Raw genomic sequence first — 19,940 nt, forward strand, 5'->3', positions numbered from 1 at the left:
GCATTTTTCTATTAATACGAACAAAGGGGATGGGAGAAATTTTTCACGGTCAAACAAAGGGGTATATGTTTGTAGTGATCAACTTCACGTATTAAATATAGCATGGGGTTTAATAGACTGACAATGAGTTTGTGTGTTATTTCACATTATTGTCAAAAAATCATAAATTCAAGAAATGGACAATAAACATACTATTAGATAATTTTAAAAAGGTGGAATTCCTTTGAGTAAATTTCCATTTATCGTAATGATTCTTTTTATATTGGCTGCATTTTTTCTCCATTTGCTTGCATTGCTTAAAATTTTTCCAATAATGCTTAGTACCCCAATTTTGTTTGTATCCATTCTTATTTTTATTTTTTACCTTAATAACCGAAAGCGATTTAAAGGTTTTTAAAAGAGATGGCGACAATAGTCACCATCCCTTTATTTTCCTTATGATAATAACTGCTCTAATTCATTTAGTTTTTCTTCGAATACCTTACATGCATTTTTTATTGGATCAGCGCTGGTCATATCGACTCCCGCTTTCTTTAACACTTCAATCGGATAATCTGAGCTTCCTGCGCTGAGGAAATCAATATATCTTTTGACTGCCGATTCTCCCTCTTCTAGAATTTGCTTGCTTAAGGCAGTAGCCGCGCTGAAACCAGTTGCGTATTGATAAACGTAGTAATTGTAGTAGAAATGTGGAATTCTAGCCCATTCTAATCCGATTTCCTCATCTATCACAATATCTTCTTCTCCAAAATATTTTTTGTTTAATGCATAGTAGCTTTCCGTTAAAGATTCTGCTGTTAACGCCTCATTATTTTGGGCTTTTTGATGAATCAAGTGTTCGAATTCTGCAAACATCGTCTGGCGGAATACAGTTCCTCTAAAGCCTTCTAAATAGTGATTTAAAAGGTAAATCCGCTTTTGTTCATCATCAATCGTCTTTAATAAATAATCATTTAATAGTGCTTCGTTACAGGTTGAAGCGACTTCAGCCACGAAAATGGAATAGTTTCCATACGGATATGGCTGTGATTTTCTAGTGTAGTAACTGTGCACAGAATGACCAAACTCATGGGCAAGTGTAAACAAATTGTTCACATTATCCTGCCAGTTCATCAAAATATAAGGGTGAGTCCCATATGCCCCAGAAGAATACGCGCCACTGCGTTTACCTTTATTTTCATGGACATCGACCCAGCGGCTTTCAAAGCCTTCTTGTAATATCTTTGAGTATTCCTCACCTAATGGCGCTAACCCCTTAATGATTAAATCTTTTGCTTCTTCGTATTTAATTTCCATTTTCACATCTTTTACAAGTGGTGTATACAAATCATACATATGGAGCTCATCTATGCCTAGCACTTTTTTACGAAGCTTTATATATCGATGTAATAAATGAAGATTATCAGTTACGGTATTAACAAGGTTGTCATATACACTTTCAGGTATATTATTAGCAGAAAGGGCTGCATGTCTTGCCGATTCATATTTCCTTATTCTTGCGTTGAAATTATCCTTCTTCACGTTGGCGCTTAGTGTACTAGAAAAGGTATTTTTAAAATTTCCATATGTTTTATAAACTGCCTTGAAGGCATCACGTCTAACACGCTGATCCTTGCTTTCCAAAAAGCGAATATAGCGGCCATGTGTGATTTCTACCTCTTCCCCATTTTCATCTTTAATAGATGGGAACTCCAAATCAGCATTATTAAGCATTCCAAACGTATTACTTGATGCATCCATTACTTCACCTGCTTCAGCTAGCAAAGCTTCCTGCTCAGCAGACAGTACATGTGGTCTCTGCAAATTAATTTCAGCAATTGCATGCTCATATAGCTTTAATTCCGTCTTTTCATTTAAAAAGCTAGTCACTTTGTTTTCATCAATTGCTAGAATTTCAGGAACAATAAAGGCAAGTTGACTAGCTGCTTGAGAATACAGAGCTTTCATTCTATCGTCTAATCCTTGATAAAAAGAATTTGTCGTATCCTGATCATATCTCATATGGGAATATGTATATAGCCTTCCAATTCGTTCAAGCAGCTTATCCTGAAATTGAAGAGCTTTATAAAAGGTTTCGGCACTTTCACCCAATTTTCCCTCAAATTCTTTAATACCGGCAATTTGACTTTTTACGTCCTGAAACTCTTTTTCCCAATCCTGGTCATTGGAAAAAATATCTTCTAATTTCCATGTATCTTCAACGGGAATCTCACTTCTTAATGGTAGCGATTTTACAGCTGCCTCATTTGCCATCGTCCATCCTCCATTCTATTGTTTTACGAATAACCATACACATACATAATATTCTCCTAATCCTTCCAATTTCCTCTTTTAAGGTTTGAAAAGAAACGTTTTACCCTTCTATATTATGCCCATAGCCATTATTTCATTTACTGTTTCGCTAACATATTAAGATATTTTTGATTAAAATGCAGCTTTGCTACTTCCTTTTCGCGATTAGAAGTTGGGATCAATATTTTCCGCTCTAGTTTAAAAGTATTTTCTCCAAGTTCAGTTAAAACCCCAATCCTTTCCAACAGTTTCAAGTAGGAAATCTCAGCCGAAATTGGATCAAGAGAATCAAGCTGCGGCAAATTTCGCAGTATAATTTCCTTTCGATAGACTCTTTTATTAAAATGAAAATTTAATTCCTTTAGTGTAAAAGTTTCCTGTGGTTGTTTGTCAGCGAGCAAATCAATAAATAAATATGTTTGCCATATAATGGGAGGTGTTTGTATTAGAATTGAATGTGGAACATGAAGGCCTATTTCTGGAGGTAATAAAAACATATTTAAATTTCGTTTATATATTTCATGGAGGAAAGAGTTTTGTTTTGGATTGGGATGAAGCATCCAATTTAAAATGAACGATTCTTTTTCTTTATTCCAGTTATCTATATTTGTATTGGCTGATAACCTAGGCCCTAATAATCGTTCCAGACTAAATTTATCGAGTTGATATATGGAATGTTGAACGAAGGCATTTTTTATTGAGATGGGTTGAATGGATTCTAGGAGATGGAACTGCCTATTTTCGGGGCAATACGATGGAATAAAGTAATTTTCTTTTGGAGCATTCCGTAAAAATAAATAATCAAAGTTTGACAATGCCACGACATTTCTTCTTTTTTTATGGATATGGCTGCTGGCGATAATCCACAACGGGATATATTCATGAGTTAAATAATTGGTCGTTCTCTTGATAAAATCCTTTTCTGGCAATGGAGAACATTGATATTCCAATGCGTATTTCTCACCCTCATAATGAAACATAATGTCAGGACGCTGCCCAATTTCCTTTTCATAAAACTCTAAAACCGCAGGAATGTTTTGTCCTAAAAGCCACTGAAAGAGCTGTCGTTTTCCTGCCATATGATTTATGGTTTCATTCTCAAAAAACTCTCGGCATCTCCCGCCACTTTTATGAGCAAAATGAAAAATTCGTTGGTCTCCCAATTTTAGCAATACACTTTCCCCGCAGATTGGGCAAATAAATTCTTCTTTGTTACGAAGGGAAATAAGAGTTTCCTTCCTGTAATGATAGCCGAGACATACTTGTTTACCTGATTTCGTATTAGCAGTTAACAAGATTTTCTCCTCCTTTCACCATTAAGATTCGGCAAAATTTGCTAAAAATCCTTTTTTTCAATTAAAAAACTCGCCATTCGACGAGTTTTTTATCTTTATAAGAGTGGAGAAAGCAATCGCGCAGTCGATTCCAGCAATCTAAAGCCAAAATGCCGCTGCTGAAAGGTTTGTAATTCAAGCTGCTTAGAATGCTTTATGTCATTTAAATATTCAGCCACAAGCTTTTGGGTACTTTCTGTCCTAAATAAGAAAGCATTGACTTCAAAATTTAAATGAAAGCTTCTCATATCCATATTAGATGTGCCAATTGATGCCAGTTCGTCATCTACAATCACAATTTTACTATGCATAAAGCCCCTCTCATACTCGTATACTTTTACGCCAGCTTCTAAAAGTTCAGGAAAATACGATCTTGAGGCATGAAACACAATTCGTTTATCAGGCCGATTAGGCACGAGGAGCCTAACATCAATTCCACTAAGCGCTGCAACTTTTATGGCCGAAAAGATATCCTCATCTGGAATAAAATAAGGGGAAGCAATCCAAACAGACTTTTTAGCAGATGCAATCATGGAAAAAAAGATATTTTTTATAACACTCCACTCATTATCAGGACCTCCAGCAATCAGCTGAACTCCACCATGACTTTTAAAATCAATTTGCGGCGATAAGTATTCAGCGGTTAAAAAACTATGATTGGTCATGTAATACCAATCCTGAAGGAAGATTAATTGCAGTGTTCGAACGGCTTCCCCCTTCAGCATTAAGTGAGTATCACGCCAAAAGCCTATATCTTTGTCTCTTCCTAAATACTCATCCCCGATATTCAATCCGCCAACAAATCCGATTGTGCCATCAATTACAATGATTTTCCGATGATTACGGAAATTAAACTTATTATTTAAAAAGGGGAGTTTAACTGGTCCAAAAGTAACCGTTTCGATACCGGCATTTTTTAAATCATTTATATATACTTTAGAAAGCTGCCAGGAACCAACTGCATCATATAAAAATCGAACCTTTACCCCCTGCTGCGCTTTTTCAATTAAGATATTTTTAATTTCCTGACCAATCCGATCATGGCGAACAATATAGTATTCTAAATGAATATGGTGCTTAGCCCTTTTTAATTGCTCAATGATATGAAGAAACGTTTCTTCTCCATTTGTTAAAATTTTTGTAGAAGTATCAAAGGAAATAGGACTATTGCCTAATTTTTGAGCTAAAGTGAATAATTTCCCCTGATGTTCTCCTAAAAGATTTAATTTTTCTTCACTTCTTGGATCATTTTCACCTTCAACCGTTAAAAAAGCTTGTTTATCAAGAAAATACTTTTTTCTAAACATCTTCTCTTTGCGATAATTACGTCCAAACAAAAGATAAAAGATAAACCCGACAAGCGGAAAGCTTCCTAAAACGACGAGCCATGTAATGGTTTGCGTGGGATGACGATTTTCTAAAAAGATGACAAATCCAATAAAAATGACTGACAGCGATATTAAAACGCTTAAGAATCCAAGAAGTCCGCTTTCCAATCGATCCTTAAAGAAAAACAAAAGTATGGATAAAACTAAAAGAAAGCAAACAACCCTTACAGTGTTTTTCAGTGTCCTCACCTGCCAGAAGCTACAAATTTATTTCATACTAAAATACCGATTTCAATACTGAAATCGGTACATGTCTAGCTAAAATGTTTCCTTAGTGTTCCAAAAACATCTTCAGAAATTATTTCTTTACCATATTCTTGAATCCGATGAATCGTAAGTTGGGTTTCATAACCATACTCAAGCAATAGACTTAATAGGTCATCGATTTCATCCTCTTCAAATAAATCTTCCGGAAATTCAGTATATAAATAGTATTTCCCTTCAAAATGAAATAGCTGGGTTACTAAATTGTCTAATCCTGAGCGTTTTGATAACATAATTAAATCTTCAAAATCTTTAAAGGCAAGAATGAACTCCAAAGTTTCTTCTTCGAGTAAAATTTCATCATCGTCACTATGATTTGGACTGAAGTGTTGATCTAAGATTTCTTCAAGTTTTTCATCTACTGGCAAATCCTTTAATTTATCATTAGGAATAGGGAGCTCAAACTTTTGGCCATCTTTTGAAAGCTGGGCTTTTGTTACAAGAACCTCTAATCCCTTATCAAGAGCTTGAACTTGAATCCAAAGCGGGCCTTCAACAACAAACTCCTCTTCATCATGAACTTCATCCATCATTTCCCAAAAGAGTTCTTCGCTTCGTTCGCGATTGTACCAGATTTCTTCGCGATCAAATCCTCTTTCTTCTATGTCACCATAGGAAATATAAAATTTCACTGTATTTTCGTTAATACGTTCAATCTCCAACATAATCTCTCCCTTCCTTTGTCGATATTGAAGGGACTAAATACCCCCAGCAGATAATGCCAATTAGCATTTACTCAAATAAAAAGGTTTATTCAAATTTATTTGCTACAAAATGTAAATACTCCTGTACTTTCATTTTATGATATAAGTACTAATAAGGGAAATAAAAAAATCCAAAATCAAAAAATCCATTAAAAGCCTAATTATTTAAGGAATTTTCAAATTAGGATATTCCTTAAATTATAACAAAACTAAATCAAAATAACAAACATTAGAGATACAAAAAAAGACCTCCAGGCAATGAAGGTCTTAATATTTAGTTAACCATCCGTTGAGCTACTCGCAATTGATAGGTCCTTACTCTTCTAGGCAAGAAACGTCTAATTTCATCCTCATTATAGCCGACCTGTAAACGTTTTTCGTCTATGATAATAGGGCGTCTAAGGAGACCTGGATTTTCTTTAATTAATTGAAATAAATCTTGAAGTGGCATATTATCTAGGTTTACATCTAATTTTTGAAAAGTCTTCGACCTTGTGGATATGATTTCATCTGTTCCATCCTCAGTCATCCGTAGAATTTCCTTAATTTCTTCCATTGATAATGGTTCCGAAAAGATGTTTCTCTCTTTGTATGGAATCTCATGCTCTTCTAGCCATGATTTAGCTTTACGACATGATGTACAACTTGGTGAAGTGTATAATGTTACCATTCGTTCTTCACACTCCTCTTTAATTTACGATTCATATTTATTAAAACGAAATTAGAAATTTTTAAAGTATACAATGAAAAACAGGATAAATAATTAAAATTATTATAAATAAGGAATTTATATCATTTATTATACACCACTGTTTCCAAAAAGGATATCCCTTTTTCAAAAAATGTTAAACACCTAAAAATTAAGAAAAATGACGTTTCTATCTTATTAGACGAATATTTAGTCTAAAGGTTTCAAAAATATTTACAAATTAACGTTAGAATTTTTTTTTACCGAATCATTTTGTATACAATAATTTTCGTGACTAGCTTCCGCTTTTGGGAGGGCATTTTAAAAATTTTAGAAAAAAATTACTAACCTATTGAAACTCGCCATAAAAAGCCATAAGCGCATTCTCAATTAAAAATCCGAAATGAAAACGCATACATTCCAGCAGTGAACTTTGGAAAGTGGGTGTTTATTTTCCTCTTCCCTTAAGTTGTAACTTCTTTTAAAATAGAAATGGAGGGATTTAAGTTTTGCATTGCAAAAATTGGAGGGTGTTTCTATGGGTGCTTACATAACTGATTTAACGATTGTTGCTTTATTAATTGTTGGGATTACAGCCCTTATGGGTGTCATAACAAACAGTTTTGGAGAAAAGGTCTTTGGAGGAAAACGCCGCACTGAATTTACAGATCAGGGTGCTAAATTTCAAACTGGTTGGAAAAATGTCGGTGGCAACAGAAAATGATTTAAGAAAAAACGATCTCAAAGTTGAGATCGTTTTTTTTAATGTTTACTCTGTGCTTGATATTGTTTAAATTCTCTTTCAGAACAAAGAACGAAGTGCCCAGGAGTAACCTCTCTGAATTCAACTGTTTCGTTGTCCTGATAGTTATGACTTGCAGGATCATAGGATTTACGTTTGCGAGTCCGCTCAGTGATTGGATCTGGAGCTGGAATCGCTGATAATAACGATTGCGTATACGGATGAAGTGGGTTTTTGTAAAGTTCATCAGCTGTAGTAAGCTCGACCATTTTCCCAAAATACATAACGCCAATACGATCACTAATGTATTTTACCATTGAAAGGTCATGCGCTATGAATAAATATGTTAGCTCTTTTTCTTTTTGCAGCTTTTTCATGAGATTAACAACTTGAGCTTGGATTGAAACGTCCAATGCTGAAATAGGCTCATCCGCAATAATAAACTCTGGTTGAACAGCAAGGGCACGGGCAATCCCAATACGCTGACGCTGACCACCAGAAAACTCATGAGGATAACGGTTAGCGTGCTCCCTATTTAAACCAACTGTTTCTAGGAGTTCATAAACTTGATTCATGCGGTCTTCCTTGGATTTTGCCAATCCATGAATATCAATTCCCTCGGCAATTACATCGGCGATTTTTAATCTTGGGTTTAAAGAAGCATATGGATCTTGGAAAATCATTTGCATTTTCCGGTTAAACTCTTTCAATTGTTTTTTAGATTTCTTGCCATGAACGTTTACTCCGTCATATATAACTTCTCCGCCAGTGGCATCATATAAACGGATAATTGTCCGGCCCGTTGTGGATTTTCCGCACCCAGACTCGCCCACAAGACCCATAACTTCACCTTTAAAAATCTCGAAAGATACATTATCTACTGCTTTAACCTCATTTGCCTTGCCTTCATTGAAATATTGCTTTAAACCCTTAATTTCTAATAATTTCTTTCTTTCAGCCATTTATTTTCCCTCCTTCATTCCAGGGAATTGACTTCCTGCCCCCGCACCTACTCCTGCTTTAACTGGAAATTGACTTTGACGTCTCTTAACAGCATCAGGAGGTTCAACCTTTGGTGCATCCGGATGTAAGAGCCACGTTGCAGCATAATGAGTGTCTGACACCTTGAAGAATGGCGGCTCCTGCTCTAAGTCAATTTTCATAACAAAAGGATTACGTGGTGCAAACGCATCTCCCTTTGGAGGATCTAATAAATCAGGCGGTGTCCCTGGAATAGAGAACAACTCTTCGTCATCTGTATCCATGTCAGGCATAGAACTGATTAATCCCCACGTATATGGATGCTGTGGATTATAGAAAATCTCATCAGCTGTTCCAATTTCAACGATTTTTCCACCATACATAACAGCTACCCGATCTGCAACATTAGCAACAACACCAAGGTCATGGGTGATGAAAATAATCGATGTATCAATTTTTTTCTGCAAATCCTTCATTAATTCAAGAATTTGTGCTTGAATCGTTACGTCCAATGCTGTTGTCGGTTCATCGGCAATTAGAACTTTCGGATTACATGCTAAAGCGATGGCAATAACAACCCTTTGTCTCATTCCACCAGAGAATTGGTGAGGATATTGATTAACACGAATCTCCGGCTTTGGGATCCCAACAAGTTTTAATAACTCAACCGCTCTTTCCTTTGCAGCATGTTTACTCATGTTTTGATGCTTAATTAACGGTTCCATAATCTGATTGCCGATTTTCATTGTCGGATTCAAAGAGGTCATCGGGTCCTGGAAAATCATCGAAATATCTTTTCCACGGATTTTTTGCATATCTTTATCTTTTAATTTGGTTAGATCTTTTCCGTCAAAAAGAATTTCGCCGCTTTTTATTTCTGAATTGTGTTCAGGAAGTAACCGCATAATTGATTTAGTTGTCACTGATTTACCTGAACCTGACTCACCAACAATTGCTAACGTTTCCCCTTTAATTAAATCAAAGCTAACACCGCGAATTGCTTTTACTTCACCTGAAAAGGTATGAAACGAAATATTTAAATCTTTTACTTGTAAAACTTTCTCCACTACCATTCACCTGCCTTCTAATCACGCATTTTTGGATCTAGTGCATCTCGTAATCCGTCAGCCACTAAGTTAAAGCATACCATTATCAATGCAATCATGATGGAAGGAATAATCATTTGATAAGGAAAAGCAATCATCGATTTAAATCCATCATTAACTAATGTTCCTAGTGATGCATTTGGCTCTTGTAGTCCTAACCCGATAAAGCTCAAAAATGCTTCAAAGAAAATGGCATTCGGGATAGAAAACATCGTATTTATGATAATTACACCAAACATGTTCGGAATCATATGTTTAAAAATAATCGAGCTATCTGATGCCCCCAGTGTTTTTGCCGCCAATACAAATTCCTGGCCTTTAAATTTCAACACTTGAGCACGGACAACACGTGCCATACTCGTCCATCCTGTTATGGTTAAGGCAATAATAATTGGAATAATCCCTGGCTTTAATACAAGAATCATTAAAACTACAATTATCAGGTTTGGTATACCGACAATAATTTCAATAATCCGCTGCATGAAGCTATCAGTACGCCCACCTAAATAGCCTGATACAGCTCCATATGTTACCCCAATAACCATATCAATTAAAGCTGCCATAAAAGCAATAAATAATGAAACTTGTGTCCCTTTCCATACACGCGCAAATAGATCTCGGCCTAAATTATCAGTACCAAACCAATAATAAGCATCAATCTTCCGCACTTCATAAGCGTTGTATTCTGTACCGTCTCTTCTTGTTAATGTACCATCAAAAGGAAGCCAATGGACATTTTCTAAAGATTGAATACGTGGGGGCAAGTTATTGTGTTTAGTATTTTGCGTATCGTATTCATATGGTGTAATCAATGGACCAACAAATGCCATGATGATTAAGATAGTTAGTATTACTAAACTTATAACCGCACCCTTATTTTTTCGGACTCTTAGCCATGAATCTTGCCAAAAGTTTAAGCTTGGCTTTGCAATTTTTTCACTCTTTGATGGGTCAATATGGGCAGGTGCAAACATCTCTTTTGAGATTATATTCCCTTTGTTGATCATTTAGATTTCCCCCCCGATATACGAATACGTGGGTCGATGATTCCATAAAGAATATCAACAATCAAGATAACTACGACAAAAAATACAGCAAATAAAATATTTGTTCCCATGATTACTGGGTAGTCATTTACAGAAATTGATTTAACAAACTGCTCCCCGAGACCAGGAACTCCAAAAATACGCTCAATAACAAGTGAACCAGTCATTAAACCTACCGCTAATGGACCTAAAACGGTTACAACAGGTATTAAAGCATTTCTTAATGCATGTTTTATACTAATTTGCCAACGGCTTGCTCCCTTAGCTCTTGCCAAAGTAATATAATCAGATCCTAATACCTCAATCATTTCAGTACGCATAAAGCGGGCAGCAATGGATATTGGGAACATTGCTAACGCAATAGTAGGAAGAATGGTATACTCTGGCCCTCTCCATAACATAACTGGAAGCCAACCTAATTTAACTGCAATGTAGTACTGAAGCAATCCAGCAAAAATAAATGAAGGTACTGATTTCCCAACTACTGCAATAAATGTTGAACCGTAGTCCAACCAAGTATTTTGTTTTAGGGCAGCAATTACACCCAAGAATATACCTAATATTGCACCGACAATCATTGCTTGTAAACCTAATTGAGCAGATGGCCCTATGCGGTTGGCAAGAAGTTCCGTTACAGGGGTATTATCGAACTGAAAGGAGATTCCTAGATCACCCATTACCAAGTTCTTCATATAATTATAATATTGAACAGGCACGGGATCGTTCAAGCCATATTTATTTAGCAAAATGTTACGCTGAAATTCTGTAAGCTTTTCGAAATTGTTAAAAGGGCTACCTGGAATAAGCTTCATGAGGAAAAAAGTAAGTGATGTCACAATAAAAAGTGTAATAATCATATAGCCAATCCGTTGTAATAAATACTTTGCCATGCCTACACCTCCTAATTGGTTAAATATTCGACGTTTTTCGACAATTCTGATACAGGTAAAAAGAGAGTATATTTCTTCAATATACTCTCTTTCTATTTGATTAGTTATAGTTACTATTTTGTGATTTTAATCCACTGGTAACTATAGTCAGGACCGAATGCATGGTGCGCAAAGCCTTTAACTTTTGGATTGACCAAAAGGTTAACGGAACGTTGGTATAATGGTGCAATTGCTGCATCATCTTCTAACAAGATTTTTTCAGCGTCTTGAAGAGCTTTCCAGCGTTCTTGTGGCTTAGCAACTAGGTCTTCATTTGCAGCTTTGATTAACTTATCAAATTCTGGATTACTATATTCCATATGGTTTTGTCCGCCGCCTGTAACCCACAGGTCCATATAAGTCATTGGGTCTGCATAGTCAGGTCCCCAACCACCCATTAATAGACCGTAATCTTCTTTGTCTTCACGAGCAATACGGATTTTGAAAGGTACGCTTTCAATAGTAAGCTTTAATCCAGGAAGGTTTTTCTCTAACTGATCTTTAATGAACGCATCAGTGGTTTTTGCTGTTTCAGTGTCTTGACCAACATAAACTAATGATACTTCTTTCAATCCAGTTTCAGCTAGACCTTTTTCCCAAAGCTTTTTAGCCTCTTCTTTGTTTGTCTTTAAGTAAGTTCCCGCAGTCTCACGGAAATCTTTATTATCTAAGAATGAAAATCCTTTTGGAACAAGGAAGTCTGCAGCGATAGAACCATTAGCTAAAACATCTTCAACTAATGCCTTCTTGTCAACAGATAGTGCAATTGCTTTACGGATGTTAACATTTTTCAGTGCTGGAATATTCTCATTCATTTTTAACCACCAAATTGATGGCTCTTGGTAACGTAGTAATTCATCTGATCCTTCAAATTGCGAAAGGATGGCAGCTTGTGCAAGCTTTGGTGTAATATCAGCTTCACCAGCAGTGAATGCGTTTGCAGATGCTTGTGGGTCTTTTGAAACGTTAACGTTGATTTTAGTTAAAGTAACGTCTTTTGCATTCCAGTAAGTATCGTTCTTTTCCATTACCCATTCAGTTCCAGTAGGGCCATCCCACTTAGTCATTTTGAATGGTCCGTTGAAAAGCAAGTGAGCAGCATCCTTTGCAAAGTTAGCGCCTTGTGCTTCAACATACTTTTGGTTTTGCGGATAGAATAATGGGAATGTTAAGTATGATTCGATATATGGAAGCGCTCTTACTAACGTAATTTCTAAAGTATTATCATCTAAAGCTTTGATACCAAGATCTTCAAGCTTTGCTTTTCCTGCAACAATTTCAGAGGCATTTTTGATTTTGCCTTCCATGAAATATGCACCATATGGAGCAGCAACTTTCGGATCGATTGCACGTTGCCATGCAAAAACAAAGTCTTTAGCTGTAACAGGGTCACCATTTGACCATTTTACGTCTTTTTTCAATTTAATTGTGATAACAGTCTTATCATCGTTATATGTTGGCGCCCCATCAGCTACTCCAGGAATAACCTTTTGATCAGGGTCTAAACGATATAATCCTTCATTTGTTGCATTTAACGTTGTGAAACTCATAGTGTCCTGAGACATAACGCTATCCATTGAAGGAATTTCAGCAGATTCCAGAACATTAAGTTCTTGCTTGTCTGCTAATTGCTCAGTAGCAGCGCCTTTATTGTCTTCTTTTTTGCCAGTATCCTTGCTTGTGTCTTTACCACCAGCACACGCTGCGAGGAACATGCTAAGAACTAGTGATAGTACTAATAGTAGTGAAAGTTTTGATTTCTTCACTAGTAGACCTCCCTTTTCTATTATTCTGAAAAATTACTACATTCTCTATTATACATATTTTCAACCAATTGTACATTACTTTTTGAAAATTAATTTACAGATTAGATACAATCTTTACGTTAACATTACAAATACCTGTGGTATAATTTATTCTTGTAGCCATTTTCGGGTATAATATAGCTATATTTTCCTTTATAAATCAATGTTTCGGAGGTTCACTTGTGAAATTGAGACTAAGAAACCAATTAATAATGGTAGCGTTTACACAACTTGCCATTTTTTCCTTGTCCCTTATCTTTAACCATGATATTTCTTTATTAAGCTATATCAATATATCTTTTTACATCAGTGCTGCTTTTCTTTTAACCGCATTGCTTCTATATACAATTAATAGCGGTTTTTATGATGTCATTTCAAGGTCCTTTACTCTTGCCTTTTCAAGGGGACATAAGGATAAAAAGTTTACTGAAATCCCGGGATTATCAGAACTTGTAACAGTTAATCAAAAACCGCTGCTTTTTATTGGTCTTGTGAACGGTTTTTTAATGCTGCTTGCCCTCTTCGCCTATTATTTTTTGCTGACTTGAAAATAAATATGCATTTCATTTATAATGTTTGTAAATGCATACTGTAAAAAAAGCGATGATAAAGAGTAGTAAGTATTATTTTTCGTTACAGAGAGTTTGTGGCTGGTGGAAACAAACACGAATGAATTACTGAATGGACTTTGGAGCTTCTTTCTGAACCTTTCCTTTATTGGAAACTTTAGTAGGACTAGACGTTTTCCTTACGTTAAAAAGGAATCCTAATCAATTTATTTGTTGATTTTGGAACTGAGTGACTCATTTTGAGTAATTTAGGGTGGTACCGCGAAACCATTCGTCCCTATTGTTTTTTAGGGGATGAATGGTTTTTTATTTATATTTTTAGGAGGAATAAAATGAAGACAATTTTTTCAGGTATTCAGCCGAGTGGAACGATTACACTTGGGAACTATATTGGGGCTTTGAAGCAATTCGTGGAATTGCAAAATGATTACAATTGCTTTTTTTGCATTGTTGACCAGCATGCTATCACTGTTCCCCAGGATCCGGCAACGCTGCGTAAAAATATCCGAAGCTTAGCAGCATTATATCTGGCTGTTGGGATCGATCCTGACAAAGCCACTTTATTTATACAATCTGAAGTTCCGTCACATGCCCAGGCAGGTTGGTTGATGCAATGTGTCGCCTATATCGGAGAATTGGAAAGAATGACACAATTTAAAGATAAATCTGCTGGGAAAGAAGCTGTTTCCGCCAGTTTGTTAACCTACCCGCCACTAATGGCAGCTGATATACTATTATATAACACTGACCTTGTTCCAGTTGGGGAAGATCAAAAACAGCATTTGGAATTAACACGGGATTTGGCAGAAAGATTTAATAAGAAGTACAATGACATTCTTACTATTCCCGAAATCAGTATTCCAAAGGTTGGGGCACGAATTATGTCACTTCAAGAACCAACGAAAAAAATGAGTAAATCCGATCCAAATAAAAAAGCATCCATCACACTTTTAGATGATCCAAAACAAATGGAGAAAAAAATTAAAAGTGCGGTTACCGATTCGGAAGGAATCGTTAAATTCGATCGAGAAACTAAACCTGGCATTTCTAATCTTTTATCTATTTACTCTATCTTGGGAGGAAAATCTATTCCTGAGCTAGAGGCAATGTACCATGGTAAAGGATATGGGGATTTTAAAGGCGAATTGGCTGAAGTAGTCGTTAATTTCTTTAAACCGATTCAAGAAAAATACTACAATTTGTTGGAATCAAGTGAACTTGATGAAATTTTAGACCGCGGTGCTGAAAAAGCAAACGCAGTGGCTTCCAAAACGCTTAAGAAAATGGAACGCGCAATGGGAATTGGAAGAAAAAGGAAATAACAAAAAACAAAAGCCTGAACCGCAAAAGATATGTGCAGCATACCTTTTGGGCCAGGCTTTTAATTTACTTTTGGACCATGCTCCATTTCCCATAGTTTTTCAAAAAATGGCTGTCCTTTAATTAAATTTTCACAGAATGTCTCGTGCTTTTTAGACCATCCGTATTTTGCTTCTTCAAATAACTGTTCCCAAGCTTCTTTAAAATTTAACTCTTGGATGGTGGAATACTGTTCAGGGCACCACTCTGTAAACCAATAGCGAATCTCTGCTTCATTATTTGAAGAGAGCAGCTGATCAAGGGCCATAAACAACAGCTGTTTTAGTTGTCGTTCTTTACGAGTTAACCCTGTCATCAGTTCTGGTTCAGGAGAAAGAATATGAAAATCCTTTGTTTTTGGCTGTTGATAAAAATGATATTTTTGGGCATCATGTGTCCCAATCATTTCATATACAAGCTGTTCCTGTCTTGGGATAAGCCTGCTTTTCCTGATTGGGATATTATAGCCGATTGTATCTACTGCCAGTATCCCCGTCCCATCGGTTACAACAAAGCAATAATCCAGTTGAACTCTTTCATGATTTTTCCTTAAGTATGCTTTTTGATAAATATCATCTAGAAGTTGTTGAGGTAACTCTGACAAATCATTTTCAATATAGTTAAATAGAATCGGCTCGACCCTTAACAGCGGAACCTGGTCTAGCAGTTCCACTCCGTCATCTTTACGCCATTCATGAAAGTGACAAACATTATAACCGTTTTCTTCACCTTCAAACCAATTTACCCAAACATCATGGAGATATAACATTATACAACCCCTCACTTCAAGAAACTGTTTGTCAATCAGTATGGGCAGACATAAGTTAAATTATTCCTTTTGAGGAAATTGAACATGTCCTAAATTTTACTTAAGATATATGAAACGGCAGATATGATTAGTACAAAATAAAAAATCTACCATATAGGGATGGTAGATTGATGGAAGATTTTTATCTTCTTGATTTTGGATTAAAGGCATCTTTTAAACCTTCTCCGATAAAGTTAATCGAAAGAATGGTTAAAGTGATAATCAATGCAGGCGGTACCCAAATCCACAGCTTATATTGAAGCACATCAGGTTCATTAGCTGAATTCAGCATATTTCCCCAGCTTGGCACCTCTTGCGGCACCCCAAATCCTAAGTAACTTAATGCCGATTCAACTACAATCATTGTCGCAAACGTAATCGTTGCCTGTACAATAATGGTTGAAAGTACGTTGGGCAGAAGATGTTTAACGATGATTTTCGTTGGTGAACAGCCTATAGATATTGCCGCAATAATATACTCATTTTCCTTTTCAGCAAGAATTTTACTGCGGACAATCCGAGCAATTCCTCCCCAGTATAGAAGACTGATTACTCCTATTAATACCCATAGTCCAGATACTTTACCAAAAAGAATGGCGTTTAAAACGATAACAAAAACAAGAAAAGGAAAGTTTAAAATTAAATCAGTAAATCTCATTAATAAACTATCTGCTGTGCCCCCAAAATAACCGGCAATAGAACCAATTAAGGTACCAATAAATATGACAAAAAATGTACAACTGATTCCAACTAGCAGTGAGATCCGGCCGCCGTAAAGTAACCTCGTAAAAACATCCCGTCCAGCTTTATCCGTTCCTAACCAATGCTTACTAGAAGGTTCTAATCCCATTTCACCAATATTTATTTTCGTAATGTCAGCGGTTGTAATATACGGGGCAAGACAGGAAATAATCGCAACAAGTGCTAAAAAAATAAGGCTGGTCATTGCTAATTTGTTCTTAATAAATTTTTTCCTGGCAATTGCTAATGGAGATAAACTTTTTTTCTGGGGGGCATGGGTAACATTTGTTTCGTTTTGTGTAACTATTTCCATCATTTCTCCCCCTAATCTAATCTGATTCTCGGATCTACAACACCATATAAAATATCAGCTATTAAATTGCCGAATAGTGTTAAGAAGGAGAACATCATTGTCAACGTCAATAAAACAGGATAATCCCTCACCCCGACGGATTGTAAAAATAATTGTCCAAGGCCAGGATATGTAAAAATAGTTTCAGTGATAATTGCACCGCTAATAATAGCAACTATATCGAATCCTAAATAGGTTATAAGCGGAATTACGGAATTTCTAAGTATGTGTACATTATAAATTTTACTTTCGGGTGTACCTTTCGCTCTTGCCGTACGGACATAGTCCTTTCGGCTATTTTCAATAATATCGTTTCGTAAAAATTGTGTATAACTTGCAATATTTAAAAATCCTAGGACAAAAGCAGGTAATAATACATGGTGCAAGCGGCTTAACCACCAATCAAATGTACCTTCGGTAACACCGATATCAACAGATCCATTTGACGGAAACAAGCCCAGCTTAAATGAAAAGAAATAAATAGCAAATACTCCTGCAACAAAAGATGGTATGGACAAACCTAGATAGTTTATCCCGCCAATTAGATTATCCCCAAGCGTATATGGTTTTCTTCCTGCATATGAACCCATCATAAAAGCAAGAAAATAAGTAATTATGATAGATGTGAATCCTAGTAATATCGTATTAGGCAATCTTTCTCCAATAACATCGGCTACTTCAATTTTAAATCGGGTTGATTTTCCAAAATCTCCTTCGATGAAATTACTAACCCAACGAAAATATTGCTGTGGCATAGGGTCATTATAGCCTAGCTTTTCACGCATTTCCGCAATATACTGTGGGTTTGTATTTCTTGGATCGATTTCTCCACTAAGTGAATCCCCGGGCATTAACTTTGCCAAGGAAAAAACAATGATGGATGTAAGGAGCAGCATTGGAATCATTCCCAATATTCTGCGAAATGCATATTTTAACATGTGCATTCTCCTTGTCTTTAAGCTTTGATGAACCTTAGCTATTAAAAAACCCTATCTTGTTCGAATGGGAGAAGTTGACCTCCTCCCATTCGAATATAAAGATTGAGTTTATAAAATTAAGCAGTTAACTTAGACTATATCTCTTAGCCATTGAAATTATTGCTTAATCCACCATTCATTTGGACGGTTCATACCTGATACATCGAATTTCACACCATTAACGCGCTTGCTTACTGCCATTGTTTCTTCAAGCTCGGCAATTGGCAATACAGGCAGATCTTTCATAAACAGCTTTTGCCATTGTACATAAAGATCTTTACGCTTATTTGAATCTGTTCCGACAACATTGATATCTAGTGCTTCATCAAGCAATTTATCACTATCCGCATTTACCCAGCGTGGATAGTTCCAAAGTGCTTTAGAACCCCAAAGTGGAGTTGGATCTGGATCTGACCCTGTAGACCAGCCGCCAAAGAATACTTCCATTGATTTGTCAGCTTTTTCAAGCATATCGTAATATAGATTTACATCTGTCATAGTAAGTTTCGTTTTCAAGCCAACTTCTTCCCAATATTGAGTTAATGCTTTTGCACGTGATTCGAATGTTGGGTTTTGTGTTGCATAGTGGCTGAAGTTAACAACAAACTTTTTACCTTGCGGATCTTCACGGAAGCCATCTCCGTCAACATCTTTATAGCCTGCTTCATCTAATAATTCTTTTGCTTTCTTAGGGTCGTACTTATATTGCTCTAATTCTTTATTATCTGCTGCAATCCAGTGATTTGTTGGAATTGGGCGGTTAACTGGCTTTCCTACGCCGAAGAAGAACGCTTTTACCCATTCCTCACGATTAATCGCATAGTACATTGCCTCACGAAGTTTCTTATCTTGATACTTTGGTTCGTTCATGACATTTTTTTCGCCATCCCAAGTACCTAATCTGAAACCAACATAATAATAACTTACGCCAGGATATGTGATTGCATTTACATTATCAAGTGCTTTAACTTGATCTATGATACTTGGATGGAATGCAGTCATATCAAGAGTTCCGTTTTTAAGTTCGCCAACTGAAAGTGATGGGTCAATTACCTTAATAACAACCTTTTCAATATGAGGCTTTCCACCGAAATAATCGTCAAAACGTTCCATTTCAATTGATTCGCCTGGTACAACTTTTGTTACTTTAAATGGACCTAATCCAACAGGTTTTGTACGAACCTGTTCAGATCCCATCATATCTTTTACAGCCATTCCTTTAAATTCAGTACGATTCATTGGATATGTCCAAAGGTTATCCAAGTTATTAACACGTGCTTTATCAAAAGTAATTTGAATATGGTAATCATCAATTACTTTAATACCTGAAATTTCTTTTGCTTTTCCATCGTGGTAATCTTGGGCACCAACAATATTTCTTACGTTATCAAAACGTGGTCCCTCATAATCCTTGTCAGCAATTACTTTTAAAGCGAATTCCCAGTCTTTTACTGATAGTTCGTCTCCGTTATGCCATTTAACACCTTTTTTGATTTCAAAATCAAAGACTTTATTGTCTGTTGTTTTCCATGAGGCAATATGCGGCTGTGCCTTTAATTGCGCATCATAATCAATAAGGTTCTCATCAAAGAAATCAATTACATAAGCATCAGTTTGATTTCCATAAAAAGCATAGTTGAATTTACCTTCAGGAGCTGAATCCAAGGCATAAACGAGTGTTCCGCCATCCTGAGGTTTTGCCGATGTTTCTCCCGTCTTACCCTCATTGTCATTTTTCTTCGTTCCAGCTTTTTCTCCGCCGTCGCAAGCCGCTAAAAATGCCGATAATACAAGCATTAAGGCTGCTAACATGAGCATGCTTCTTTTCTTCATTTGTTTCCCCCCTATAAAAATT

At 36.1% G+C, this 19,940-nt stretch carries 17 protein-coding genes and 1 other annotated feature; of the genes, 3 read left to right on the forward strand and 14 right to left on the reverse strand.

Going from position 1 to position 19,940, the window contains the following annotated elements:
- Positions 1-435: 435 nt before the first annotated feature.
- From pepF to spxA, 5 genes are all read right to left on the reverse strand, one after another.
- A complete protein-coding gene (pepF, locus tag LC455_RS17995; protein ID WP_223592813.1) occupies positions 436-2,253 on the reverse strand; it encodes an oligoendopeptidase F in 1,818 nt (605 codons plus the stop codon).
- A gap of 137 nt (positions 2,254-2,390) precedes the next feature.
- Positions 2,391-3,587 (reverse strand): competence protein CoiA, encoded by a 1,197-nt coding sequence (locus LC455_RS18000; RefSeq protein ID WP_223592814.1) that lies wholly within the window; start codon positions 3,585-3,587, stop codon positions 2,391-2,393.
- 95 nt (positions 3,588-3,682) lie between these two features.
- Positions 3,683-5,194: a cardiolipin synthase gene (gene cls / locus LC455_RS18005; protein WP_223593131.1), complete on the reverse strand. Its 1,512-nt coding sequence runs from the start codon at positions 5,192-5,194 to the stop codon at positions 3,683-3,685.
- Positions 5,195-5,268: 74 nt separating this feature from the next.
- On the reverse strand, positions 5,269-5,940 hold the full coding sequence (gene mecA, locus LC455_RS18010) for an adaptor protein MecA (RefSeq protein ID WP_223593133.1): 672 nt from the start codon (positions 5,938-5,940) through the stop codon (positions 5,269-5,271).
- A gap of 316 nt (positions 5,941-6,256) precedes the next feature.
- Positions 6,257-6,652 carry a transcriptional regulator SpxA gene (gene spxA / locus LC455_RS18015; protein ID WP_223592815.1) on the reverse strand — a complete coding sequence of 132 codons (396 nt, stop codon included), beginning with the start codon at positions 6,650-6,652 and terminating at the stop codon, positions 6,257-6,259.
- A 556-nt stretch (positions 6,653-7,208) separates the two neighbouring features.
- Here spxA and LC455_RS18020 point away from each other — a divergent pair.
- The gene (locus LC455_RS18020; RefSeq protein WP_223592816.1) at positions 7,209-7,394 is read left to right on the forward strand and encodes a hypothetical protein; all 186 of its coding nucleotides are present in this window, start codon (positions 7,209-7,211) and stop codon (positions 7,392-7,394) included.
- 38 nt (positions 7,395-7,432) lie between these two features.
- On the opposite strand, the gene LC455_RS18025 is transcribed toward LC455_RS18020, so the two are convergent.
- The 5 genes from LC455_RS18025 to LC455_RS18045 form a co-directional block, all read right to left on the reverse strand.
- Positions 7,433-8,374: an ABC transporter ATP-binding protein gene (locus LC455_RS18025; RefSeq protein ID WP_223592817.1), complete on the reverse strand. Its 942-nt coding sequence runs from the start codon at positions 8,372-8,374 to the stop codon at positions 7,433-7,435.
- Positions 8,375-9,460 (reverse strand): ABC transporter ATP-binding protein, encoded by a 1,086-nt coding sequence (locus LC455_RS18030; protein WP_223593135.1) that lies wholly within the window; start codon positions 9,458-9,460, stop codon positions 8,375-8,377.
- A gap of 17 nt (positions 9,461-9,477) precedes the next feature.
- Positions 9,478-10,506 (reverse strand): oligopeptide ABC transporter permease, encoded by a 1,029-nt coding sequence (gene opp3C / locus LC455_RS18035; RefSeq protein ID WP_223592819.1) that lies wholly within the window; start codon positions 10,504-10,506, stop codon positions 9,478-9,480.
- Positions 10,503-11,435, reverse strand: a complete 933-nt coding sequence (gene opp3b / locus LC455_RS18040) for an oligopeptide ABC transporter permease (protein ID WP_223592821.1) — start codon at positions 11,433-11,435, stop codon at positions 10,503-10,505. Before opp3b ends, opp3C begins: the two co-directional genes overlap by 4 nt.
- A gap of 113 nt (positions 11,436-11,548) precedes the next feature.
- Positions 11,549-13,240, reverse strand: a complete 1,692-nt coding sequence (locus LC455_RS18045; RefSeq protein ID WP_223592823.1) for a peptide ABC transporter substrate-binding protein — start codon at positions 13,238-13,240, stop codon at positions 11,549-11,551.
- A 221-nt stretch (positions 13,241-13,461) separates the two neighbouring features.
- On the opposite strand from LC455_RS18045, the gene LC455_RS18050 reads away from it, so the two are divergent.
- Entirely contained in the window at positions 13,462-13,827 is a 366-nt protein-coding gene (locus LC455_RS18050) for a DUF3899 domain-containing protein (protein ID WP_223592825.1), read from the forward strand.
- Between the two features lie 46 nt (positions 13,828-13,873).
- Positions 13,874-14,130: a binding site (T-box leader), on the forward strand.
- 50 nt (positions 14,131-14,180) lie between these two features.
- Positions 14,181-15,170, forward strand: a complete 990-nt coding sequence (gene trpS, locus LC455_RS18055) for a tryptophan--tRNA ligase (RefSeq protein WP_223592826.1) — start codon at positions 14,181-14,183, stop codon at positions 15,168-15,170.
- Between the two features lie 59 nt (positions 15,171-15,229).
- Here the strand turns inward: trpS and LC455_RS18060 are convergent, their stop codons facing one another.
- The 4 genes from LC455_RS18060 to opp4A all read right to left on the reverse strand — a co-directional run bounded on the left by LC455_RS18060 (position 15,230) and on the right by opp4A (position 19,918).
- Complete coding sequence (locus tag LC455_RS18060) at positions 15,230-15,976, reverse strand: YjbA family protein (RefSeq protein ID WP_223592827.1); 747 nt, start codon at positions 15,974-15,976, stop codon at positions 15,230-15,232.
- A 181-nt stretch (positions 15,977-16,157) separates the two neighbouring features.
- Positions 16,158-17,069, reverse strand: coding sequence for an oligopeptide ABC transporter permease (opp4C, locus tag LC455_RS18065; RefSeq protein ID WP_223593137.1), 912 nt, complete (start codon positions 17,067-17,069; stop codon positions 16,158-16,160).
- A gap of 11 nt (positions 17,070-17,080) precedes the next feature.
- A complete protein-coding gene (opp4B, locus tag LC455_RS18070) occupies positions 17,081-18,046 on the reverse strand; it encodes an oligopeptide ABC transporter permease (RefSeq protein WP_223592828.1) in 966 nt (321 codons plus the stop codon).
- Between the two features lie 156 nt (positions 18,047-18,202).
- Complete coding sequence (gene opp4A / locus LC455_RS18075) at positions 18,203-19,918, reverse strand: oligopeptide ABC transporter substrate-binding protein (RefSeq protein WP_223592829.1); 1,716 nt, start codon at positions 19,916-19,918, stop codon at positions 18,203-18,205.
- Positions 19,919-19,940: the final 22 nt, after the last annotated feature.

Source organism: Neobacillus bataviensis, from assembly GCF_019969725.1.